The organism is Desulfotignum phosphitoxidans DSM 13687 (assembly GCF_000350545.1).
GTDB lineage: Bacteria > Desulfobacterota > Desulfobacteria > Desulfobacterales > Desulfobacteraceae > Desulfotignum > Desulfotignum phosphitoxidans.
This window is the reverse complement of the sequence record NZ_APJX01000001.1, coordinates 38,890-61,232: the sequence shown is the minus strand read 5'-3', so window position 1 is coordinate 61,232 and position 22,343 is coordinate 38,890. Positions and strand designations below refer to the sequence as shown.

Annotated in this window: 20 protein-coding genes; 11 read left to right on the top strand and 9 right to left on the bottom strand. The window is 52.7% G+C overall.

What is annotated here, in order from left to right; all coding sequences use genetic code 11:
* Positions 1-52 precede the first annotated feature (52 nt).
* Together DPO_RS00260 and DPO_RS00255 are read left to right on the top strand one after the other, a co-directional pair.
* Positions 53-2,446, top strand: coding sequence for a Lon protease family protein (locus DPO_RS00260; RefSeq protein WP_201765578.1), 2,394 nt, complete (start codon positions 53-55; stop codon positions 2,444-2,446).
* A 183-nt stretch (positions 2,447-2,629) separates the two neighbouring features.
* The gene (locus tag DPO_RS00255; protein WP_236609866.1) at positions 2,630-2,746 is read left to right on the top strand and encodes a desulfoferrodoxin FeS4 iron-binding domain-containing protein; all 117 of its coding nucleotides are present in this window, start codon (positions 2,630-2,632) and stop codon (positions 2,744-2,746) included.
* A 92-nt stretch (positions 2,747-2,838) separates the two neighbouring features.
* On the opposite strand, the gene DPO_RS00250 is transcribed toward DPO_RS00255, so the two are convergent.
* From DPO_RS00250 to DPO_RS00220, 7 genes are all read right to left on the bottom strand, one after another.
* On the bottom strand, positions 2,839-4,209 hold the full coding sequence (locus DPO_RS00250) for a dihydrolipoyl dehydrogenase family protein (RefSeq protein WP_006963477.1): 1,371 nt from the start codon (positions 4,207-4,209) through the stop codon (positions 2,839-2,841).
* A 98-nt stretch (positions 4,210-4,307) separates the two neighbouring features.
* Positions 4,308-5,108, bottom strand: a complete 801-nt coding sequence (locus tag DPO_RS00245) for a dihydropteroate synthase (RefSeq protein ID WP_006963475.1) — start codon at positions 5,106-5,108, stop codon at positions 4,308-4,310.
* A gap of 26 nt (positions 5,109-5,134) precedes the next feature.
* The gene (locus tag DPO_RS00240) at positions 5,135-5,767 is read right to left on the bottom strand and encodes a cobalamin B12-binding domain-containing protein (RefSeq protein ID WP_006963473.1); all 633 of its coding nucleotides are present in this window, start codon (positions 5,765-5,767) and stop codon (positions 5,135-5,137) included.
* A gap of 11 nt (positions 5,768-5,778) precedes the next feature.
* Entirely contained in the window at positions 5,779-7,203 is a 1,425-nt protein-coding gene (locus DPO_RS00235; protein ID WP_006963472.1) for a trimethylamine methyltransferase family protein, read from the bottom strand.
* A 47-nt stretch (positions 7,204-7,250) separates the two neighbouring features.
* Complete coding sequence (locus DPO_RS00230; RefSeq protein ID WP_006963471.1) at positions 7,251-8,753, bottom strand: BCCT family transporter; 1,503 nt, start codon at positions 8,751-8,753, stop codon at positions 7,251-7,253.
* A gap of 277 nt (positions 8,754-9,030) precedes the next feature.
* The gene (locus tag DPO_RS00225) at positions 9,031-10,527 is read right to left on the bottom strand and encodes a sigma-54 interaction domain-containing protein (RefSeq protein ID WP_006963470.1); all 1,497 of its coding nucleotides are present in this window, start codon (positions 10,525-10,527) and stop codon (positions 9,031-9,033) included.
* 161 nt (positions 10,528-10,688) lie between these two features.
* Entirely contained in the window at positions 10,689-12,503 is a 1,815-nt protein-coding gene (locus DPO_RS00220; protein ID WP_006963469.1) for an acyl-CoA dehydrogenase, read from the bottom strand.
* 402 nt (positions 12,504-12,905) lie between these two features.
* On the opposite strand from DPO_RS00220, the gene DPO_RS00215 reads away from it, so the two are divergent.
* From DPO_RS00215 to DPO_RS00190, 6 genes are all read left to right on the top strand, one after another.
* On the top strand, positions 12,906-14,456 hold the full coding sequence (locus tag DPO_RS00215; protein ID WP_006963468.1) for an ABC transporter substrate-binding protein: 1,551 nt from the start codon (positions 12,906-12,908) through the stop codon (positions 14,454-14,456).
* Between the two features lie 97 nt (positions 14,457-14,553).
* Positions 14,554-15,540: an ABC transporter permease gene (locus tag DPO_RS00210; RefSeq protein WP_006963467.1), complete on the top strand. Its 987-nt coding sequence runs from the start codon at positions 14,554-14,556 to the stop codon at positions 15,538-15,540.
* On the top strand, positions 15,537-16,457 hold the full coding sequence (locus DPO_RS00205; protein WP_006963466.1) for an ABC transporter permease: 921 nt from the start codon (positions 15,537-15,539) through the stop codon (positions 16,455-16,457). Before DPO_RS00210 ends, DPO_RS00205 begins: the two co-directional genes overlap by 4 nt.
* Positions 16,458-16,469: 12 nt before the next feature.
* On the top strand, positions 16,470-17,429 hold the full coding sequence (locus DPO_RS00200; protein ID WP_006963465.1) for an ABC transporter ATP-binding protein: 960 nt from the start codon (positions 16,470-16,472) through the stop codon (positions 17,427-17,429).
* A gap of 14 nt (positions 17,430-17,443) precedes the next feature.
* Positions 17,444-18,466, top strand: a complete 1,023-nt coding sequence (locus tag DPO_RS00195; RefSeq protein ID WP_006963464.1) for an ABC transporter ATP-binding protein — start codon at positions 17,444-17,446, stop codon at positions 18,464-18,466.
* A gap of 135 nt (positions 18,467-18,601) precedes the next feature.
* Positions 18,602-18,988, top strand: coding sequence for a response regulator (locus tag DPO_RS00190; RefSeq protein WP_006963463.1), 387 nt, complete (start codon positions 18,602-18,604; stop codon positions 18,986-18,988).
* 9 nt (positions 18,989-18,997) lie between these two features.
* Here the strand turns inward: DPO_RS00190 and tsaA are convergent, their stop codons facing one another.
* Entirely contained in the window at positions 18,998-19,711 is a 714-nt protein-coding gene (gene tsaA / locus DPO_RS00185; RefSeq protein ID WP_040011440.1) for a tRNA (N6-threonylcarbamoyladenosine(37)-N6)-methyltransferase TrmO, read from the bottom strand.
* Between the two features lie 14 nt (positions 19,712-19,725).
* Positions 19,726-20,160, bottom strand: coding sequence for a DMT family transporter (locus tag DPO_RS00180; RefSeq protein ID WP_006963461.1), 435 nt, complete (start codon positions 20,158-20,160; stop codon positions 19,726-19,728).
* Between the two features lie 204 nt (positions 20,161-20,364).
* On the opposite strand from DPO_RS00180, the gene DPO_RS00175 reads away from it, so the two are divergent.
* Genes DPO_RS00175 through DPO_RS00165 form a run of 3 tightly spaced genes read left to right on the top strand, consistent with a single transcriptional unit; the run spans position 20,365 to position 22,236 of the window.
* Positions 20,365-21,210, top strand: coding sequence for an alpha/beta hydrolase (locus DPO_RS00175; protein WP_006963460.1), 846 nt, complete (start codon positions 20,365-20,367; stop codon positions 21,208-21,210).
* Positions 21,207-21,932 (top strand): AzlC family ABC transporter permease, encoded by a 726-nt coding sequence (locus DPO_RS00170; RefSeq protein WP_006963459.1) that lies wholly within the window; start codon positions 21,207-21,209, stop codon positions 21,930-21,932. Before DPO_RS00175 ends, DPO_RS00170 begins: the two co-directional genes overlap by 4 nt.
* On the top strand, positions 21,925-22,236 hold the full coding sequence (locus DPO_RS00165) for an AzlD domain-containing protein (protein ID WP_006963458.1): 312 nt from the start codon (positions 21,925-21,927) through the stop codon (positions 22,234-22,236). Before DPO_RS00170 ends, DPO_RS00165 begins: the two co-directional genes overlap by 8 nt.
* Positions 22,237-22,343: the final 107 nt, after the last annotated feature.

Genomic DNA, 22,343 nt, shown 5'->3' with positions numbered 1-22,343 from the left:
GCCGGAAAAGGCCAGGGAAATGGCAGCCTAAAAAAGGAAAATAATGGTATTGATGGACGAATATCGTGTCAACACAGCGGATCTGGCCCGACAATGCCAGGATGACCCCTTTGATTTCACCACCACAGCGGATCTGGCGCCCTTAGACAGTGTCATCGGCCAGCGGCGGGCCGTGGAAGCCATCCATTTCGGGCTGAACATGAAGGGACCGGGGTATCATATTTTCATCACCGGTTTGGAAGGCACCGGCAGAACCACCATTACCCGGGAAATTCTGACCACCCATGCCAAAAAACGGGAAACACCCGAAGACCTGTGTCTGGTCAATAATTTTGAAGATCCTTATCAACCCAGGGTCATGGCGCTTCCCACCGGATCGGCCGTGTTTTTTTCAAATAAAATGACCCGGTTTATTGAGGCCTTGAAAACCAATCTGCCCCTGGCATTTGAACAGAAAACCTTTGTTGAGAAACAGGCCCGGATCAAAAAAAAGATGGCAGATGTACAGGACCGCATCATGTCAAGGGTGGCAGCGGCGGCTGAAAAAAAAGACATTAAAATTGTCCGCACGGACGAAGGGTATCAAGCGGTGCCTTTGCAGGAGGGTGAACCGGTTTCTCCGGAAGCGTTTTCCGCCCTGGAACCGGAACGCCGCACCGCTATTGAAAAAGATCTGGCCCGGGTTCAGCAGCAGATGAAAGATGCGGTGGCACAGATTCAGCAGCAGGCAAAAAAAACACAGCAAGCGTATCAGGAACTTTTGGTTGAAACAGCCGGTGCCTTGTTTTCCCGGGAGATGGACCTGTTGTTTACGGACTTTGACGACCGGCCCCAGGCCCGCAAATTTCTTGCGGAAGCAAAAAAAGACCTGACAGACCATCTGCCGCTCCTGCTCAGTTCGCTGGATCCTGACACGGATCAGGGGACGGAAACCACTGAAATGCTGGAATTTCTGGATAAGCGCTACCAGGTCAATGTTTTAGTGGACCGGCGGGGGGAACACGGGGCCCCGGTGATTTTTGAGCCGGCCCCCACATTCCAGAATCTGTTTGGAAAAATTGAAAAAATGCCGGTGCAGGGTATGGTGTCCACTGATTTCACCATGGTGCAGGCCGGTTCGCTGTTGCGGGCAAACAAGGGGTTTCTGGTTTTGGAAATCGATGCGGTATTGCGCCATCCAGAGGTCTGGGAGACCTTGAAAACCACCTTGCAGAACAAAAAGATGTATATTCAGGATCCGCCGGATCAGTCCGGGCCTGCCATGGCATCTTTGCGGCCCGACCCCATTGACCTGGATGTCAAAGTGGTGCTGGTGGGCGGATATGAAATTTTCCGGGCGCTTCAGGGTGCAGATCCCAAGTTCAACCGGATTTTCAAGGTCCGGGCGGATTTTGATTATGAAGTGGATGTCAGTCGTGAGAACCTGTTCAATTACGCCCGGTTCATCGCCCGGGCCTGTGAAACTGAAAATCTGCCGGCTTTTACCTCCTGTGGTGTGACTGCCGTGGTTGAGTACGGCAGCCGGATGGCGGAAAGTAAATACAAATTGTCCCTGCGGTTCGGACGGATTCTGGACCTGCTCAAGGAAGCCGCTTTCTGGGCTGACCGTGATCAGGCAAAGGCTGTGACTGCGGAACACGTGGCCCGGGCCCTGAATGCCTTCAGGTTCCGGCATAACCTGTATGAGGAAAAGGTCCAGGAAAAATATGATGACCACTCCATTCTCATCGATCTGACCGGGTCGGTGACGGGCCAGGTCAATGCGCTGGCAGTCTACCAGGTGGGAGATCTGGCCTTTGGCCGGCCTTCCCGGATCACGGCGGAATCCTACATGGGAAAGCCCGGTATCATCAATGTGGAGCATGAAGCCGATCTTTCCGGCCAGACCCATGACAAAGGGGTGATGATCATTGCCGGATTCCTGGGCCGGATGTTTGCCCAGGAATATCCGTTGAGCGTATCGGTGAGCATCACATTTGAACAAAGTTACAGCGGTGTGGATGGTGACAGTGCCTCTTCCACGGAACTGTATGCAGTCTTGTCCAGCCTGTCCGGATATCCCATCCGTCAGGGGATTGCCGTGACCGGGTCCGTGAATCAGAAAGGACAGATCCAGTCCATCGGCGGGGTGAACGAAAAGATCGAAGGATTTTTTGACGTATGTGCCGGCCGGGGTCTCACCGGAGATCAGGGGGTGATGATCCCTTCCGCCAATATCAGGAATTTAATGCTCAGAAAAGATGTGGTGGACGCCGTGGACCAGGGGCGATTTCATATTTATCATGTGTCAACCATTGAACAGGGAATTGAAGTGTTGACCGGTGTGCCGGCAGGCCGGGCCGATGAGGGTGCCATGTTTCCGGAAAATACGGTGTTCGGCGCGGTTCAGCAAAAACTTAAAAAATTTCATGATCAAACCACACCAGGTCCCTGGTCTGGCCGATGAATTCTGTGAACAGATATATGGGCAATTCAACCCAGCACCTTTTTTTTAGGGTTGACAACGGTCCGGTTTCAATTAATTGTATGGGTGTGTTTTTCTGCCTTTTTTGATTGTAACGCAACATGAATTGATTGCGCTGATTGATCAGAGGCGGTATTTAATATGAACGCAAACAAAAGGAGGCCGATGATGCCAGCTGTTGGAGAGACCTACAAATGTGAGATATGCGGAAATGTCGTGGAAGTGAAAGAAGCCGGAGAGGGTGAACTGGTCTGTTGCGGACAGCCCATGGAAAAACAGTAATCCGGGATTTTTTTTGATCCCATCGCCTGATGTGACAAGAGCAGAAAAAGGGGGGAGCATACCTTTTTCTGCTCTTTTTTTTTGCTGTCCGCTCAATCGATGAGCGGGTCGAGCATATAAAGAATATCACTTTCCCGGGATGGATAAGGGGCCATGATATGGTCATTTTTGAGCCGGCTGACCGGGGTTTTATCAATCATGGCCTGTTTAAAGATATTGACCAGTCCGGTGGTGTTGTCTCCCAGAAAATGGGCCCCTAAAATACCGCCTTTATCATCCGTCAGGATTTTGTAGGCAGCATGGGTCATGCCGATCCGCCGGTAGGTGGGCCAGTTTAATTCGGTTTCATGGCTTTTTCTATAGGGTGTGTTTTCCTTTTGAAGCATCTCTTCGGTCTTGCCCACCATTCCCAGCTGGGGATAGGTGAACAGCACGGCAGGCACGACCGTGTAATCCATAACCGGCAGGTCAGTGCCGTTTTCCAGGGCCATGATGGACCGTGCCGCCACATGGGCCTCCATGTCCGCCACCCTTGCCAGCATCACAGTATCGGCGCAGTCACCGATGGCAAAAATGTGGGGAATCGATGTCTGCATGGCCGGGTTGACGTCAATGCCTCTTCTGGATGATTTAATGCCGGCAGTATCCGGAGACAGCGGTTCAATATCGGGAGTCCGCCCGGCACTGTTCACCACCAGATCCACCACCAGGGGGGGGCCGGATTTAAAATGAACGGTGTATTCATCACTGTTTTTTGTCACAGATGTTATGGATACGCCGGTTCGTACCTGAATGCCGTCTGCTTCCGATGCCCGGACCAGTTGTGTGACCATGTCCTGGTCAAAAGGGCCTAAGGTACGGTCCCCTGCCTCAAGGATATGGATATTCTGATTTCGGCTGCCGAGCCGGGCCGCAAAATGGGCGAATTCAAAAGAGATGAACCCACCGCCGATAAATGCGATGCGTGGGGGCAACGCGGTCAGATTCAGAAAATCATCACTGGTGATCAGATGTTGGGCCCCGTCAATGGGCAGTTGGGCTGGAACCGCACCGGTTGCGACAATCACATAGCGGGTTTTATAATCGTTTTCGCCGATACGCAGGGTGGTGGTATCCAAAAATTTGGCCTGGCCCTGCAGATACGTGATACCGCTGCCTTTGAGACCGGCAATGGTATTTTCAGGGACTTTGGAGGTAAACCGGGTTTTTTGTTTTTGTACCTGGTCCCAGTTGAACCCGGGTAGTTTTGTGATACCTTTTCCCAGCAGATGCCGGCTGCGGGCCACCACTTCCATGGTTTCATAAAACCATTTTTTTGCCTGACAGCCCCGCAAGGCACAGACCCCGCCGGGGGTCGGACTGTTTTCTGCAATGGCCACACGATACCCTTCTGCAGCCAGGTCATAGGCGGCTGTCTGGCCGGCAGTGCCGGTTCCGATCACGATCACATCGAATTGTTCCATGGTACCCCCCTTTTGAAAAAAATGCCCGGTGCCGCCTGTAAAAGGCCGCACCGGGCATGATGAATCCAAATACAGGAATCTTTGTTAACCAGGTGAAATTAACTTTCAATCACCCCGGCCCGGACCCCTTTCAGATAGCTCATGCAGTAGTTGTCATGGCCCAGCAGCATGTCTGCGGTTTTGATGGCGGCCATGATTTTTTTGTCCAGCGGATCGATAATGGCGGAATCCATGCCCGATGCCATCATCAGGGTGACAAAGGTGCGGTTGATGATGTGGCGCTGGGGCAGGCCGTAGGAAATATTGGACAGGCCGCCGGTGATGTGCACTTCCGGAAATTTAGCCTTGATGGCCCGCACCGCGTCCAGGATCATCACCCCTTTGGTGCTGTCCGTGGAAATGGGCTGCACCAGGGGATCCACATAGATGTTGGCGGTGGGTATCCCGATCTTGTTGAGTTCTTCCACCAGGGTTTTCGCCCTTGCCACAATGTCATCGGACTGGGTGGGCATGCCCCCGTCATCCATGCACAAGGCGATGACTTTGCAGTCCTTGCCTTTCAGAAACGGAATCATGTTGTCAAACCGTTCCTTTTCCAGGCTGATGGAGTTGATCATGGGGGTCTTTTCCACCATGGCAAATGCCATCTCCAGGATGGCCGGGTCCGGGCTGTCCAGGGCCAGGGGCACGGTGGCAATGGGCTGGATGGTTTCCAGCAGCCATTTCATGTCCGCTTCTTCATGGCCGATGCGGGCCCCGGCATTCACGTCGATAAACGCGGCACCGGCTTCCTGCTGCCTGGTGACATCATCGATGATGTACTGGGCGTTTCGTTCGGCCACAGCAGCCTGGACCAGTTTTCTGGAGGTGTTGATACGTTCTCCGATTACTTCAAACATGGGGATCTCCTTCTCCGTGTCCTTAATTAAGCAACCAGCTTTTTGGCCAGTTTTGAGGCAGACCCGGCATCGGCGGCAAATCCGTCCGCACCAATGTCATCGGCAAATGACTGGGTGACCGGGGCACCGCCCACCAGAATTTTCACCTGATCCCGCAATCCCGCTTCCACAATGGCATCTATGGTTTGTTTCATCATGGGCATGGTGGTGGTCAAAAGGGCTGACAGGCAGACGATCTGGGCATTGGTTTCCTTGATCTTGGACACAAAGTCTTCGGGCGGAATGTCCACACCCATGTTGGTCACCTGCATGCCCGCACTTTCCATCATCATGGCCACCAGGTTCTTGCCGATGTCATGCAGGTCGCCTTTGACCGTTCCGATCAGAACGGATGCGCCGGCAGATCCTTCGCCTTCGGCCAGCAGCGGCTTGAGAATGACGACGCAATTGGCCATGGCATGGGCTGCCATCAGCACTTCAGGGATGAACATGTCTCCGGATTCCATTTTTTCACCCACAATGTCCATACCGGCGATCAGCCCTTTGTTCAGGATCTCGTTGGCCGGCACGTTCTGGTCCAGGGCTTCTCTGACCAGGCTTTCGAGTTTGGCTTCGTCACAGGCCACCAGGGCTTCGGTAATCGCGTTGAAATCAGTCATTTTTTTCTCCTTTATTGGTTTTTGCGTTTTTCAACAAAATCAGTCAATTGCTTTTCAATATCCGGATCAATATCCGGCCGTTCATACGCAGCCAGCCGCTGGGCCACTTTGTCTTCAGCGATCTGGTAGATGTGCTGTTTCCCTGCCTTGGCCCAGGCATCTTTGTTTTTCCGGCTCATAAGGGAAGGCATGTAAAATTCAGTCCGGCACAGCTGAAAGGTTTTGGGATGGGTCAGGTACTGACCGCCGATTCCCACCTGTTTGATGATATCCAGATCAATGGCCTCGTCTGTCAACGCAACGGGTTTGATCATGTTTCTTACCATACCGCACAGCTCTTCGTCCACCAGAAATTTTTCAAAACTCATGGCAATGTAAGATCCCAGAATACCGCAGGCATGCAGAATAAAATTGATACCGCTTGTGGCGGCCGTGTAGAGCGCCAGAGCGGATTCGGCCCCGGCCTGGGCATCGGTGCACAGGGAGTCGGTGAGCCCGCCCCCGGATCTGGAGGGCAGGTTGTAGAATCGTGCCATCTGGGCCACCAGATGGATGTTTTTGGACAGTTCCGGTGCCCCGATGGACAGGGCCCCGGTTTTCATGTCCATGGCGGACGAGGTGGAACCGTAGATCACAGGCGCCCCCGGTCTTACCAGCTGGGCCAGGGTGATGCCGGCCAGTATTTCCGCGTTCTGCAGGGCTATCACCCCGCCCAGGGTTACCGGGCCGGATCCGCCGGCCATGATCAAAGACGCCACCACACAAGCCTGGTTGTGGCGGGCCAGTTCAATCAAAGACCCGATCATTTCATCGGAAAACTGCAACGGGGACAGGGAATTGATCAAAGACACGGACACGGTCTTGTCCATGATGTTTTTTTTGCCGCCCCAGAGAATACCGGCCATCTCGATGCCGTCCAGGGCACCTTGGCGGGATACCGGGCTGCCCATGAACGGTTTGTCGCACAACAGCATGTTGGACAGGTTCAGGTCCAGGTGAACGGTCTGGTGGGGCATATCCGCCGGTTCCACCATCATCCATCCGTTCATGTCGATATACGGGGAAGTCTGGATGAGTTTACAGAAATTGTCATAGTCTTCCATGCTGGCCTGGCGTTCGTTGCCTTTGGCATCCATGACAAACGGAGCCCCGTATCCGGGGAGAAACACAAAGTCGTCCTCACCGATCTCCACATTTTTTTCGGGGTTCCTGGCGTGGACCGTGAACCGTTTGGGTGCGGTTTCCAGGGCTTTTTGAACCGCAGGTTCTTCAAAAAACACCGTGGTGCCTTCCACCTTGAACCCATTGTCCTTGAAAATCTCAAGGGCTTCCTTGTCATTAAAGGCCACGCCGGTGGTCTTCAACAGATCCATGGCAGCGTCATGGATTTTTTCCATTTCCTGCCGGCTCATTTCCTGCATTCGGTCATACATCATGATTCCTCCTTATCATGGACAGTATTGTCCAGTGGTTAATAATGGCGTTATGCGGTGTCGGTTTTTTTACATTGATTCAATCCCTTAAACAGGCCGAACAGTGCCACCAGCAGCAGAAACATCAGCGGGAATGCGGTGGCAATGGATGCGGTCTGAATGGCTTTGAGACTCCCGGACCCGGCCAGCACCGCCGCCACAGCGCCCAGGGCGATACCCCAGAAGGCCCTTAAGTTCCGGCCCGGATTTTCATGACCGGAGACAAACATGGCCAGAGAAATGGCGGCCGAATTGGCGGATGTCAGAAAGAAAGTGGCAATGAGAAAGATCAGGGCCACGGCCAGAAGCCCGGTCAATGGCAGGTTCTGGGCAATGGCAAAAATAGCGCTTTCCACCCCATGGGCTTCCAGGGTCCCGGTGACATCAAAATGGATGCCCGCACCCCCCACCACGCCGTACCACAGAAAATTGCCCAGAGACGGCAGGATCAGTGCGGCCGCCACGGTCTCCCGGATGGTTCTGCCTTTGGAGATCCGGGCGATGAACACGGCCACAAACGGGGACCAGCTCATCCACCAGGCCCAGTAGAACACGGTCCAGGATCCGATCCAGTTGCCATCGTATCCGGGGGCCGTGAACAGACTCATGGGAATGAAGTGCAGCAGATACTGGCCGAAAGAATTGACGGTCAGGTTCACCAGAAAAATGGTGGGGCCGAACACCAGTACGAAAAACCATACGGCCACAAATACCCACATGTTGACATCTCCCATCAGTTTCACCCCTTTCTGGAGCCCGGTGTACACGGACAGGGTGAAAATGGCGGTAAGGACCCCGATGATGATGTAGGTGCCGGACGGCCCCAGTTCCAGGCCGTACTGGTATTTAAGCCCGGCAGACAGCTGAAGGGCTACAAATCCGGTGGTGGTGGCCAGGCCCCCTAATGTGGCAAACACGGCAAAAATATCCAGCACCTTTCCCCAGGTGCCGTGGATCCGGTCTCCGATGGCATAATAGAATGCAGAAGAAAATTTCAGCGGCAGGTTTTGGGTGAAACAGGCATGGGCCAGGGCAACGGTGAGCAGGGCATAGATAGACCAGGCACTCAATCCCCAGTGAAAAAACGAATAAGTCATGGCGTTGGCTCCGGCCGCCGGGGTCAAAGGATCGCCGCCGAAATAAGGGGGCGGACTCATGTAGTGGTAAGCCGGTTCGGCCGGGCCCCAGAACACAATGCCTGCGGCAATGGCCGACCCGAACAGCATGGCGAACCAGGAGAAATTGGAAAATTCAGGCCGGTCTTGAGGCAGGCCCAGTTTAATGGATCCGTAAGCAGGGCCCATGAGTACAAAGCATCCCATGACCAGAAAAAACACGGTGATCAGGTACAGCCAGGTCCACATGGTGGTGGTCCAGGAGAACACGGTATTGATCACGGATGCCATGTTGTCGGGAAACAGAATGGACCAGAGCACAAATGCGATGGTCACGCCCGCAGATATCCAGAAAATCATGGGGTCAAAGGGGCGGGCTGAAGCCGGGGTACGGGCCATGGGCAATCTCCTGAAATGGTTTGTTTGATTGTCGAAAGCCTGCCGTTGCATTGCAGGCAGTCCGGCGTTTGTTTCTTGAAGTTATCTGTCGCCATTTAAGATGCAGGATTGATGCCAGCATGTTAAGATTTCCGGGTGATGTATGAATCGCCCAGATGACAGGCAGATACGATATATTTCCTTTTAACGGATTTTACGGATCAGATTGGAAAAAGTGAAAAATTTTTTTCTTATAACCGAATTTTATGAAAAATATTTTTCTTATGAAAATTATTTTTCATATTCGCGACATAAAATCAGCCCGGCAAAGCTGATATTTTTTTATTTTATAATGGAACAGCTGTCTGGATATGCCTAAGTGTCTGGCCGCCTGGGTCACATTGCCCCGGCAGGCAGCCAGGGCGTTTGTCACAGCGGTTCGTTCCTGGTCTGCCTGGATCTGGGCCAGGGGCCGGGAGGGGTCCGGCAAATCGGAAACCCGGGAGATGATGGGTTCAGCAAGTCCTTTTTTATCCGTCGGTGGCCGATCTTCGGGCGGGATTCGGGGTGCCGGAGGTGCCATGGGTTCCAGGGTGTCCAGTCCCGGGGTGAACGGATCGATACCCAGAATTTTCTCCTGTCCGGCCAGATTCATGGCCCCTTCAATGAGATGTTCCAGTTCCCGGATATTGCCCGGCCATTGATAGACCTGAAACAATTCCCGGACTTCCCGGGAAATCCCCTGGACATGGGTACCCAGGCGCTGGTTGTATTTTTTAATGAAATGAATGGTCAGTTCTCTGATACTGTCCAGCCGCTCCCGCAACGGGGGCAGCTTGACCATCACAACGCCAAGCCGGTAATACAGGTCCGTACGCAGCCGGTTTTCCCGGATGGCGACCCGGGGATCCCGACTCACTGAACTGATGATTTTTACATCCACCGGAATTTCCTTGACCGATCCCAGGCGGCGGACCTGTTTTTCCTGGATTGCCCGGAGCAGTTTGGCCTGCAGTTCCATAGGCATGGCCAGCAGTTCATCCAGAAACAAGGTGCCTTTGTGGGCGGTTTCAAACAATCCGGGCTTGTCCAGAGCCCCGGTGAACGCGCCCCGGGTGGTGCCGAACAGCATGCCTTCCATCAGATACTGGGGGATGGCCGCACAGTTGACCGCCACATATTTTTCCTTGTGCCTGGGGCTGAAATTGTGGATGGATTGAGCGAACAGCTCCTTACCGGTACCGGTTTCTCCCTGAATCATGATGGGGGAAGGGGATGCGGCCGCTTTCTGGGCGGTTTCCTTGACCCGGATGAAATCCGGGCTGGAGCCGATCAGGTCATCAAAGGTGTATTGGGTCCCGTTTCCCAGTGTGGACCGGCATTCGGATGCAGAAGGCACCGGCATGGATCGGCGCAGCTGCTCGTAGTCCTTGACAAAGCAGATGACGCCGGTAATGGTTTTATGATCGAACAGCGGATAGACTGAAGTGATGGTGTTGGCAACTTTCCCGGACACGGTTTTGTAGAAAAAAATCCGATTTTTGATGGCCTGTTGATGCCGGGCGCATTGCATGATCATGCTGGTGCGGTTGCTCAACTCATAGATTTCGGTCACTTTAAGGCCCATGGCTTTTTCAGGAGAAATGCCGTCGATTCTGGCCTGAGCCTGGTTGTAGTACTGAATGATCCCGTTGATATCGGCAATCATTACCCCGTCATCCAGATGATCCAGCACGGACAAAAAATTGATCTGGTTCATGTTCAGCAGTCCGGATGCTGCCTTGGAACTCCCCATACCCGATATCCTTGATGGTTAAAATTCTGCCAACGCGTTTTTTTGACATGGAACCATAAAATCAGGGATCGGTACAAGAAAAAAATAAAAAACCCGGGGGATACAGTCAAAAATCCCCCGGGTTCCGCCGGATACCGGCACCTTGTGTTAAAATGGATGCATCATGACGGGAACATGGTTTCCTCGATGTCGACCGCCGCGCTGCTGGTGTTCATCAACGCGGCAAACCGGCCCAGGGTCACCGGCAGCATGGTTTCGGTGAAAAACTGTAATGATTTGATGATACCCTGGTAGAACGGCTGGTCTTTTTTCTTGGCGGTTTCCAGTTTCCGGGCTGCAATGGTGGCCCGCCACAGCAGCATCCAGGCCATGACCGTGTCTCCGGCCGCATCCTGGAACGGATGGGCATTGGCAAATGCAGCCAGCACTTTGTCGGACATGGCGGTCTGACCCATGTGAATGGCCACTTCCGCCAGTTTGTTGACCGCTTCCTCCACTTTGACGGCATATCCCTGGATGGTTTCGATCTCCTTGGCCTGGGCCAGGGTTTTCTGCATTTCTCCGAACAGGTCCATGATGGGCTTGCCCTTGTTTAAGCCCAGTTTTCTGCCCAGAAGATCCATGGCCTGAATCCCGTTGGTACCTTCGTAGATCAGGGTGATGCGGCAGTCGCGGAGCAGCTGGGCCATGGGGTATTCCTCGATGAACCCGTATCCGCCGTATACCTGCATGCCCTGGGAACACATCTCAAAGGCCCGGTCCGTGACATACCCTTTGGCAATGGGGGTCAGAATTTCCACAAACCCCTGGTATTTGGCTTTTTCCTCGTCTGTGGGTGCATATTTGGCCATGTCTGAGCAAAAATGCACAAAATAGAGTAAAGACCGCATCCCTTCCACATTCACTTTCATCAGCATGAGCTGACGACGCACATCCGGATGCTGGATAATGGGCACGCCCTGGGCATTCGGGTTCAGGATTTCAGTCAATGCCTTGCCCTGGATCCGGGTTTTGGCATAATCCAGGGCATACATATAGGCGGCCGTGGCACAGGCAAATCCCTGATACCCCACCAGGAGACGGGCTGCATTCATCATCAGGAACATGGCTTTCATGCCCTTGTTTTCTTCTCCCAAAAGCGTGCCGATGCAGTTGCCTTTGGAACCCAGAGCCAGAGAACACGTGGAATTGCCGTGGATACCCATCTTGTGTTCGATGCCGGTGCACACCACATCATTGAATTCCCCTAAGGATCCGTCGGCATTGACCCGGATTTTGGGCACCAGGAACAATGAGATGCCTTTGGTGCCGTCCGGGGCACCTTCGATGCGGGCCAGGACCGGGTGAATGATGTTTTCCGCCAGATCATGCTCGCCGCCGGAAATAAAGATCTTTTCTCCCACAATGGAGTAAGTCCCGTCTCCGTTGGGCGTGGCTTTGGTGGTTAAAGCACCGACATCTGATCCGGCATTGGGTTCGGTGAGCAGCATGGTGCCGCACCATTTGCCGGTGTACATATTTTTCAGATACAACTCTTTTTGTTCCTGGGTGCCGAAATGTTCCACCAGGTGACCGGCACCCTGGGTCAGGCCGGGATACATCATGAACGGATAATTGGCGCCGTTGAAATATTCCGCCACTGCCGATGCCACGGTTCTGGGCATGCCCTGTCCGCCCCATTCCGGGTCTTCGGTGACCGCCAGCCATTCTCCGTCGTTGAACAGTTCAAACAGCCGCTTGAACGCCGCCGGCGTGGTCACTTGGCCGTTTTCCAGCTGGCATCCCTCCTGGTCTCCTTCCTTGCTGGCCGGCAGCAGTTCCTTGACTGCAAAATTCCTGGCTTCTGAAATCACCAGATCAATGGTTTTTTTGTTGAAATCCGCAAATCCGTCATAAAGTTTGGACAACGATTCTGCGTTGAGCTGCTCATGCATGACAAATTCGATGTCCCGCCGGTCTGAAATAACCTGTGTCATGATTGGATGATCCTCCTAATGTGAATGTCTGTCATGGGTTCTGAATAGTTGTTCATTGGGTTGATTCCTGATTTTTCAACGGGAATACCCGGGTAAAACCCATGAAAAAAGTTGCCTTATAAAATTAATATTAAATTATAATAAAAGGTTGCAATTCATTTTTAAAAATGATTCCGTAATAATTGCAAAGAGAATACCTGATTTCAATAAAATGAATACTCATTCATTACATGGAATTTTAACAGTGTCAATGATTATTTTCAAAATATTGATATTGCTTGACCCTGTGATTGTTTTTTGGTAATTCTAACTAGTTGGACAATGCAGGATAGTTAACGCCAGTGACATGCATATGTCAGGCGTTTTTTGGATTTGTGATTAACACTAATTTGGAGGATGAGAATGAAAAAATTGTTACTGACTGTGTTAAGTGTTTTTATGGTCATGTCTTTGACGATGTCTGCCGGTGCAAAGACGTTTAAGATGGGTCTGGATGCCGACCCCGTATCCCTGGATCCCCAGGTACAGTTGTCAGGCGGCATGCTCCAGCTGTCCCACTGGGTGTTTGATCCTCTGGTGCGCTGGACCCAGGAAATGGATTTCGAACCCCGCCTGGCCACCAGCTGGGAACGGCTGGATGACCTGACCATGCGGTTTCATCTCAGAAAGGGTGTCAAGTTCCACAGCGGCAACGACTTTACCGCCAAAGATGTGAAATGGTCTTTTGACCGCATGCGCAAAAGCGTGGACTTCAAAGGCCTGCTGGAACCCTTTGAGGGATGTTACATCGTGGATGATTACACCGTGGACGTTAAAACCAAAAAAGCGTATCCTTTGGTGCTCAATATGGCCACCTATTTCTTTGCCATGGATTCCGAATTTTACACCGGCACCGATGAAAACGGCCAGCCCAAGGATGCCATTCTCAAAATCGGTGAATCGTTTGCATTGAACAACGCTTCGGGTACAGGCCCCTTTATTGTCACCAACCGCCAGCACAACGTAATCCTGGAAATGAAACGGTTTGAAGACTACTGGGACACAAACAGCCCGGGCAATGTCACTGAATTCATCCTGAGCCCCATCAAGGAAAACGCCACCCGGGTGGCAGCTCTTTTATCCGGCGGGGTGGACTGGATCTCTCCGGTGCCCCCCCAGGACTTTGCCAGAATCCAGTCCGATGACAAGGTCAAACTGGTGAACATTAACGGCGGCCGGATCATCACCTTCCAGATGAACCCCAACCGGGTGGAGGCATTCAAGGATGTCAGAGTCCGCCAGGCCATTGTCCATGCCGTGAACAACGAAGGCATCGTCAAACAGATCATGAAAGGCACGGCCACGGTGGCGGCCCAGCAGGGTCCCAAAGGCTATCTCGGCTACAAGGAAAATCTGACCCCCCGCTATGACCTTGAAAAAGCCAAGGCCCTCATGAAAGACGCCGGATATGAAAACGGGTTTGAAATTTCCATGATGGCCCCCAACAACCGGTATGTCAATGATGCCAAGATTGCTGAAGCCACAGCCCAGATGCTGGGAAAAATCGGCATCAAGGTGAACCTGAAAACCATGCCCAAGGCCCAGTACTGGAATGAATATGATGATAGAGCCGCCGACATGATGATGATCGGATGGCATTCTGACACCGAAGACTCCGGAAACTTTTCCGAATTTCTGACCATGTGTCCCAATGCGGAAACCGGCTACGGCCAGTATAACAGCGGATACTGCAATCCCAAAGTGGATGAGCTGACCATCGCAGCCCAGTCGGAAACCGATGTGGAAAAACGGACCGCCATGCTCCAGGAAATCGAGCAGATTCTGTATGATGATGCCGCGTTTGTGCCGTTTCACTGGCAGAACCATTCCTATGGCGTCAAAAAGAACGTGCAGGCGCAACCGGTCATCAATGCCCAGAATTTTCCGTATATCGGAGACCTGGTCATCGAATAGAAAATTTCGGTTGTCGATTTTTGCAGTTTAACCTGTCACTGCCGCCCGGAAAGGTTTTCCGGGCGGCAGTGCTTAAATCTGGAAACAACGGCATCACATGATTGCATTTATCATACGCAGAATTCTCCAGGCAGTGGTGGTCATGCTGGTTATCAGCCTGGTGGTATTTGCCATAAAAAAAGAGTTTGGTGATCCGGTCCGGGACCTGGTGGGAGAGCGGGTCACCCCGGAAGAGCGGCAACAGATCGCCGATAAAATGGGGCTTAATGATCCGTTCCTGATCCAGTACGGCCGGTTTGTCAAAAATGCCGTGACCCAAGGGGATCTGGGGCGGTCCTTTTTATACAACAAACCCAATCTTGAGGTGATTGTGAACCATGCGCCGGCCACCATCGAGCTGGTGCTGGGGACTGCGCTGATTATCATTGTCCTGTCTTTACCCCTGGGGGTTTACTGTGCCTTGAAGCCAAGAAGCTGGTTGTCCCGGTTTACCATGAGCTTTTCCACGTTAGGGGTGTCCATGCCCGTGTTTTTGACCGCCATCCTGCTGATCTATCTGTTTGCGGTGCACTGGCGGATCCTGCCCTCCTACGGCCGGGGGGAAACCGTGGATCTTTTCGGCAACGGTATATGGATGACCGGGCTTTTAACCATTGACGGGCTCAAACATCTGATTCTTCCCTGTATCTCTTTGTCCACGCTCATGCTGCCCCTGTTTATCCGCCTGATCCGCTCTGAGATGATGGAGGTGCTGGAAACCGAATATATCAAATATGCCTGGGCCAAAGGGCTGTCGCCCAAACGGGTCTGGCTGGTGCATGCATTCAAGAACACCCTGCTGCCGGTCATCACGGTGTTCGGGGTCCAGATCGGAATCATGTTTGCCTTTACCCTGCTTACGGAACTGGTATTCCAGTGGCCGGGCATGGGATTCATGTTCTTAGAGGCGGTGAACCGGGCGGATCTCTCATTGCTCATTGCCTATCTGGTGGTGGTGGCGGCCTTGTTTGTGGTGGTCAATACGGTTGTGGATATTCTTTATGGCTTTATCAATCCCACTGTCAGGATAGCAGGAACCAAATGAAAACAAAATTACAGCAGTTTAAAGAATCCTATTTTTTATACAGTTTCCGGCGGGACATGGTGGCCATGGCAAGCTTTGTGGTCCTGGTGTTTTTTTTGCTTATCGCGTTTGCCGCTCCCTGGATTTCTCCCATGAACCCATATGATTCCGCCAATATTGACATCATGAATTCGGAAATCCCCCCCATGTGGATGGACGGCGGATCAAAAGAATTTCCCCTGGGCACCGACAATCAGGGCCGGGACATGCTGTCCACCATGTTCTACGGGCTGCGCACCTCCATTATCATAGGACTTGGGGCTGTGGCTATCCAGGCGAGCATCGGCATTGTCTTAGGGCTTATGGCAGGGTATCTGGGAGGGAAAACCGATGCCGTTCTCATGCGCCTGGCAGATATCCAGTTTTCTTTTCCCTATCTCATGGTGGCCATCTTCATGAGCGCCATCTTTCAGGTGGTGTTTGGTGCCGGCAGTTTTGAACAGCTTGCCATACCGCTGTTGACCATCATCATTGGTCTGTCCAACTGGCCCATGTTCGCCAGGACCATCCGGGCCTCGGTCATGGGGGAAAAAAACAAGGAATATGTGGAGGCGGCACGGGTGATCGGCCTGCCCCAGAGGATCATCATGTTCCGGCATATTCTGCCCAATGCCCTGACATCGGTGATGGTCATTTCCACCATCCAGGTGGCCAATGCGGTCATGAGTGAGGCGGCCCTGTCGTTTCTGGGACTGGGTATGCCCGTGACAAAACCGTCTTTGGGGTCTCTTATCCGGTCCGGACAGGAATACTTTTTTTCCGGGTCCTGGTGGATTACGGTGCTGCCGGGGCTGTGGCTGGTGCTCTTTATCCTGGTCATCAACCTGCTGGGTGACTGGCTCCGGGATGTGCTTAACCCGAAATTATACAAAGGATAACACAAACTTAAGATGTCTTCTCTTTTAGAAGTCCGGGACCTTGAAGTGAAATTTGCCCTCAGGTCCGGAGATATTACGGCAATCGACGGTGTCAGCTTTCAACTGGATCCCGGAGAACGCATGGGTCTGGTGGGGGAAAGCGGGGCCGGCAAATCGGTTACGGGTTTTGCCATCATCAACCTGATTTCCAAGCCCGGGTATATTTCCAGGGGCAGCATTCATTTTGAGGGAAAAGAGATATCTGCCTATCCCCCGGAAAAAATGCGCAAAATCAGAGGCAACCGGATTTCCATGATTTTTCAGGACCCCATGATGACGCTGAATCCGGTGTACACCATCGGGTTTCAGATGATCGAAACCCTGAGGGCCCACAGGGATATATCCAAATCCGAAGCCCGGGCCATTGCCCTGGAAAAATTGAAGCTGGTCCAGATGCCGTCTCCTGAAAAGCGGCTGGCCCAGTACCCCCACGAATTGTCCGGGGGCATGCGTCAGCGGATCATCATTGCCATCTCCCTTTTGGCGGATCCGGCCATCATCATTGCGGACGAGCCCACAACCGCTTTGGATGTCACCATCCAGGCCGAGATCATGGACCTGCTTCAGGAACTGTGTGAAAAAGAAAAAATGGGGCTGATCCTCATCACCCATGACTTAGGGGTGGTGTCCCAGGTGACCGAAAAAATTGCGGTGATGTATGCAGGCAAGATCATTGAATACGGCCCGACGGATACCGTGGTGCATCATCCGGTGCATCCCTATACCATCGGACTTATCGGGTCCATTCCCGGCTCCATTGAACCGGGTAAAGACCTCAAGCAGATTCCGGGCATGATGCCCACCCTTACCAATATTCCGCCCGGGTGTGCATTCAACCCCAGGTGCGAACTTGCGGCAGATATCTGTACCCGGCAGACCCCGGTGCTGGAAGAAAAACAAAACGGTATTATGGCAGCCTGTCATATGAAATAAGATAAGGAAAATCCATGACGACGAATCATACCCCTTTATTGCGCGTCCAGAACGTGTTCAAGCATTTTGATATTTCCGGCGGATTTCTGGACCAACTGCGTTTCAAAGGCGGCATTCATCTGGAAAAAACCACTGTCAAGGCTGTGAATAACGTCTCTTTGTTTGTCAACAAAGGAGAAACCCTGAGCGTGGTGGGGGAAAGCGGGTGCGGAAAATCCACCCTGGCACGGGTCATCCTGGGGCTGTACCGGCCCAATGCCGGCAAGATTTTTTATGGCGGCCAGCGCATCGATACCCTTTCCCATGAGCAGTGGCTTCCCTTTCGCAGAAAAATGCAGATGATTTTCCAGGACCCCTATGCGTCATTGAATCCCAGAAAAACCGTGCGACAGACCCTGGAAGAACCCTTGCGGTTCCACAACCCGAAAATGACATCCGAAGAAGCCAGGGACAAGGTGGCCTATGTCATGGAACAGGTGGGGGTGGATCCTGCCTGGATCGCCCGGCACCCCCATGAATTTTCCGGGGGGCAGCGCCAGCGCATCTCCATTGCCAGGGGGCTGATACTGGATCCTGATTTTATCGTGGCAGACGAGCCGGTGTCTGCCCTGGATGTCTCCATCCAGGCCCAGATTCTGAACCTGCTCATGGATTTGCGGGAAAAACATGACCTGACCTATCTGTTTATCACCCATGACCTGTCTGTGGTGCACCACATCAGTTCCCGGGTGGCAGTCCTGTATCTGGGTACTGTATGTGAACTGGCCTCGGCCAATGATCTTTTCAACGAACCCCGGCATCCTTATACCAGAGCCCTTTTGTCTGCCATCCCAAAGGTGGGGGAAAAAAAGGCCAAGCACATCAAACTCAAGGGCGAGGTGCCCACACCGGTGAATCTGCCGTCAGGGTGCGTGTTTCATAACCGGTGTGTCTTTGCCCGGGACCGGTGCAAAAAAGAATTTCCCCGCCTCAATGAACTGCCCAACGGCAGTTTTGTGTCCTGCCACGGAGTGGAAGAAGGGTGGGATATGGGTTGAAATAGCTGGCCGGTGTTTAATTATTGCAGTTTTTTTACCGGGAGCGTAAGATGGCGCAAATAGACTGGGTCGTTTGCATAAAACAATCGGTTTGGGGTGATAAGATAAAAACCCGCTGATGGAGGGGTGAAAAAGATGTCTGACACAGTTTCAAGTCGTCCCAAAGTGCTTGTGATCGATGATGAGAAAGCAATTTCCAAAATGCTGGCAATGGCGTTGTCCAGAAAAGGTTATGATGTGGATACCGCTGAAAATGGAGAACAAGGCGTAAAAAAATTACATATGGCTGATTACGATCTGGTCATTACAGATATGCGAATGGGAAAGATGACAGGCGATGATGTGCTTTTGGAGGTCAGGCAACTGAAAGGAGCGCGTCTGCCGGTCATCGCCATGTCAGGTACCCCGTGGCTCATGGAGAACTCCCGGTTCGATGCGGTTCTTGCCAAGCCCTATCAATTAAAAGATTTGTTCGATCTCATCAGAAAATTCATTCCGCCTGTCGCGCTTCATACAAATTAAGTTTTTTTGTCATTTTATTGGGTCCAAAGATAAAATCCGGGCAATTCCGTCGGTGATTTGCCATTTCACGTCCAGATCATAAAGGCGGATACCATAAATTTTTTTATCCTTTGTGGTGGGTCCTGCACGGTATCCGGGGCGGGGATCGTTTTCAAGGATCTGGGTGATAAGGGATGCCAGGTTGGGAATTTGCTTGGTCATTTTCCGGCACTGGGTTTGTGCTTCAGAAGAAAAAATCACTTGAAGCCGGGAAGCGGGCCGCTTGTCGGCAAAACCGCCGTCTGCCCGGACAATGGCATCTGCCCAGGGGATATAGGGTTTGATATCCAGCACGGGTGTCTCATTGACGATATCCACACCGGACAGATGCAGGACCGGTCCGTCACAACTGTTTTCCACGCTTTCGAGTTTGACGGCGGAAATACCGATGGGATTGGGTCGAAACGGGGATCTTGTGGCGAACACGCCGGTTTTTTTGTTTCCTCCCAGGCGCGGGGGCCTGACCAGGGCTGACCAGGTTTTGTCCCGGGTTTGATGGAATACAAAAATCAGCCAGATATGGGAAAATTTTTCCAGGTCCCGGACCGCATCCATATTGGCAAACGCCGGATCAAATACCAGTTGTCCTTTGGCAGCAGGCACTAAATTCATTTGTCTGGGAACACCGAATTTTTCCTTGAAACAGGTGTACAAGGTGGCAATGGGCGTAAAGGTATGGGGCACGGCATCGGCTCCAATCACTGCATGACCAGCCAGATCCCCACAAACATCACCAGCATGCCGATGATCCGGGAGAGGGTGATGGGCCGGATATCCGCTCCGAACAGGCCGAACTGGTCAATGACGGCTGCTGTGATGAACTGGGCCGTTACCAGGATGGTGAATGCAGCCACCAGCCCTAAGCGGGGGACGCTGTAACCGATGGCGGCGATGAGCACCAGTCCGGTGGGGCCGGCCAGCAGTGTATACCAGGGAACCTGGGACAGACCGGACAGATTGCCGCCCCGCAGCAGGATCATGATGATCCCGATGAGAAATCCGCCTCCCCCATAGGTGACGAACACGCTTTCAAGGGTGCCCACCTGCTTGTCAATACCCCCCATCAGCTGACCCTGAAGGGCCACGGCAATACCGCCGACGGCGGCAATGACGGCCAGATAAATGAGACTCACTGTTTTTCTCCTTTGTTCAGAAACCGGCTATTACCGGGTTGTGGCTGTCCTGGGTCCGATTCCGGATTTTTTAATTGCCACTACTACTAAAAAAAGTGTTTCAAATCAAGCAGATCAAACGTCTACACCGGATTTTCCTTTTCATCATCCGCATTCTGTTATATTTTACCCACACCAATGTTGAGGTCATTTAAGGAGTCTGACATGAGATTTCCGGTTATCGTGGTCATTGCCGTGCTCTTATTTTTGCTTACACGGTACGTGTTTTCCAGAAAACTATTGTATTTTCCAATGCCGGTCAACGCCGAACAGCTGGCACAGATGGCGGCCCGGATCCCGGAGGCGGAAGAGATCCGGATTTCTGTGGGAAAAAACACCGTGCTCCATGGATGGCTGGTGAAAAAAGACTGGACCGGCCTGCCCACGGTGTTTTATTTCGGAGGCAATGCCGAAGAAGTCTCCGTAAACCTGGCGGATTTTTCAGCCCGGGTATCTGCCAATGGGGTTCTGATCAACTACCGGGGATACGGCCAGAGCGGCGGATCGCCTACAGAAGCGCGTCTCAAGGCGGATGCCCTGGCCATTTATGATCATATGGCAACCCGGTATTCACTTGACGCCACCAACTGTGCTGCCTGGGGCCGGAGCCTGGGGTCTTCCATGGCGGCGTATCTGGCCCTGGAACGGGGCCTTGGCAGACTGATGCTCACCTGCCCTTTTGACAGCATTCAGGCGGTGGCCGGCGCATATTACCCGTCGTGGCTGGTGAATCTGGTGCTGGAGGACCGGCATCGTACCATTGATTTTGCGGCCGGAATCACCAGTCCGACCCTGATTCTGGTGGCCCCGAATGACGAAGTGATACCCACGCAGAATACCCTTCGCCTGTATGAGCGCCTGACCTGCCCCAAACAGCTGGTGCCGGTCCATGGCGCCGGCCATAACACCATTTCTTCGTTTGAAGCCTATTTTGATGCAGTCAATACATTTCTGGAAAAAGACCTGGCGCACACCAGGTCCGATCGATTGACAAAGGATCCGGCAAAATGACAACAGGATCGGAAACGCATGGGTCGCACCCGATGGAAATCCGTGGCGCTGTCCAGGCCGGTATCCCCATATTCATCGGGTACTTTCCGGCGGCTGTGGCCTTTGGTATTCTGGCAAAAGGGTGCAGCACCAGCCTGCTGGAGGCGTTTATGTTTTCTGCGGTGGTGTTTGCCGGGGCCAGCCAGTTCATCGCTTTGAACCTGCTGATGACCGGCATGGGACCGGGGGGTATCATTCTGACCACCTTGCTGGTGAATTTCAGACATTTTCTCATGAGTGCGTATCTGTCCACCCGGCTCAGAAATCTGGCCCATAAAACCTATTTTCTGCTGGCTTTCGGGGTGACGGATGAAGTGTTTTCCGTGCTGTCTTTCCACAAAAAGGCCTTGACCCCCCAGTTTGTATTTTTCCTGGAACTGTCCGCCTGGTCCGGGTGGGTATCCGGCACGGTGTGCGGATATGTTCTGGGCGGTTTTCTGCCCGATATTCTGACCCAGAGCATGGGGGTTGCTTTGTACGCCCTGCTGCTGGCCATCCTGATGCCGGCCCTCAAGACTGCCAGAGTAACAGTGTTTCTGGCTGTGCTGTCGGCTGTGCTGAATACGCTGCTGATATGGCTGGATCTGTTTCCTGCCGGGTGGACCATTATTATCTGTATCCTGGTGGTGGCATTTGTGGGAGCGATGCTCACCCCGGAAAAAAAGGAGGTCACCTGTGAATGACACCCTGATTCCCTTGATTTTGGGTATGGCTGCCGTGACCTATATACCCCGGCTTTTGCCTTTTCTCCTGCTCAACCGCCTGCGCATTCCCCACAAAGTGAACGCGTTTTTAAAAGCCATCCCTGTTGCAGCCATCGGTGCATTGATCGTTCCCGGTGTTTTAACCGCCACACCGGATATGCCGGCAGCGGCCCTGGCAGGCATGGGTTTCACTTTGATTTACGGGATGTTCAGAGGCGGGATCATCGTGCCGGTTTTAGGAGCGGTGGGTATTTCCTGGCTGATACTGGCCCTGGCGGGGTGAAAAAAATGCCGATATCACAACCGGAAAAAGGTTTTGACATCCAGACGTATTCTTATATAATTGGTCCATCTGTATTGAATTTCATTCCGGCCTGATTTTAATCTGCT

What these genes read in the sequence shown, in the direction of transcription:
- DPO_RS00260 (WP_201765578.1), top strand. Translation starts at nt 53, where the DNA reads ATGGACGAATATCGTGTCAACACAGCGGATCTGGCCCGACAATGCCAG.
- DPO_RS00255 (WP_236609866.1), top strand. Translation starts at nt 2,630, where the DNA reads ATGATGCCAGCTGTTGGAGAGACCTACAAATGTGAGATATGCGGAAAT.
- DPO_RS00250 (WP_006963477.1), bottom strand. Translation starts at nt 4,209, where the DNA reads ATGGAACAATTCGATGTGATCGTGATCGGAACCGGCACTGCCGGCCAG.
- DPO_RS00245 (WP_006963475.1), bottom strand. Translation starts at nt 5,108, where the DNA reads ATGTTTGAAGTAATCGGAGAACGTATCAACACCTCCAGAAAACTGGTC.
- DPO_RS00240 (WP_006963473.1), bottom strand. Translation starts at nt 5,767, where the DNA reads ATGACTGATTTCAACGCGATTACCGAAGCCCTGGTGGCCTGTGACGAA.
- DPO_RS00235 (WP_006963472.1), bottom strand. Translation starts at nt 7,203, where the DNA reads ATGATGTATGACCGAATGCAGGAAATGAGCCGGCAGGAAATGGAAAAA.
- DPO_RS00230 (WP_006963471.1), bottom strand. Translation starts at nt 8,753, where the DNA reads ATGGCCCGTACCCCGGCTTCAGCCCGCCCCTTTGACCCCATGATTTTC.
- DPO_RS00225 (WP_006963470.1), bottom strand. Translation starts at nt 10,527, where the DNA reads ATGGGGAGTTCCAAGGCAGCATCCGGACTGCTGAACATGAACCAGATC.
- DPO_RS00220 (WP_006963469.1), bottom strand. Translation starts at nt 12,503, where the DNA reads ATGACACAGGTTATTTCAGACCGGCGGGACATCGAATTTGTCATGCAT.
- DPO_RS00215 (WP_006963468.1), top strand. Translation starts at nt 12,906, where the DNA reads ATGAAAAAATTGTTACTGACTGTGTTAAGTGTTTTTATGGTCATGTCT.
- DPO_RS00210 (WP_006963467.1), top strand. Translation starts at nt 14,554, where the DNA reads ATGATTGCATTTATCATACGCAGAATTCTCCAGGCAGTGGTGGTCATG.
- DPO_RS00205 (WP_006963466.1), top strand. Translation starts at nt 15,537, where the DNA reads ATGAAAACAAAATTACAGCAGTTTAAAGAATCCTATTTTTTATACAGT.
- DPO_RS00200 (WP_006963465.1), top strand. Translation starts at nt 16,470, where the DNA reads ATGTCTTCTCTTTTAGAAGTCCGGGACCTTGAAGTGAAATTTGCCCTC.
- DPO_RS00195 (WP_006963464.1), top strand. Translation starts at nt 17,444, where the DNA reads ATGACGACGAATCATACCCCTTTATTGCGCGTCCAGAACGTGTTCAAG.
- DPO_RS00190 (WP_006963463.1), top strand. Translation starts at nt 18,602, where the DNA reads ATGTCTGACACAGTTTCAAGTCGTCCCAAAGTGCTTGTGATCGATGAT.
- DPO_RS00175 (WP_006963460.1), top strand. Translation starts at nt 20,365, where the DNA reads ATGAGATTTCCGGTTATCGTGGTCATTGCCGTGCTCTTATTTTTGCTT.
- DPO_RS00170 (WP_006963459.1), top strand. Translation starts at nt 21,207, where the DNA reads ATGACAACAGGATCGGAAACGCATGGGTCGCACCCGATGGAAATCCGT.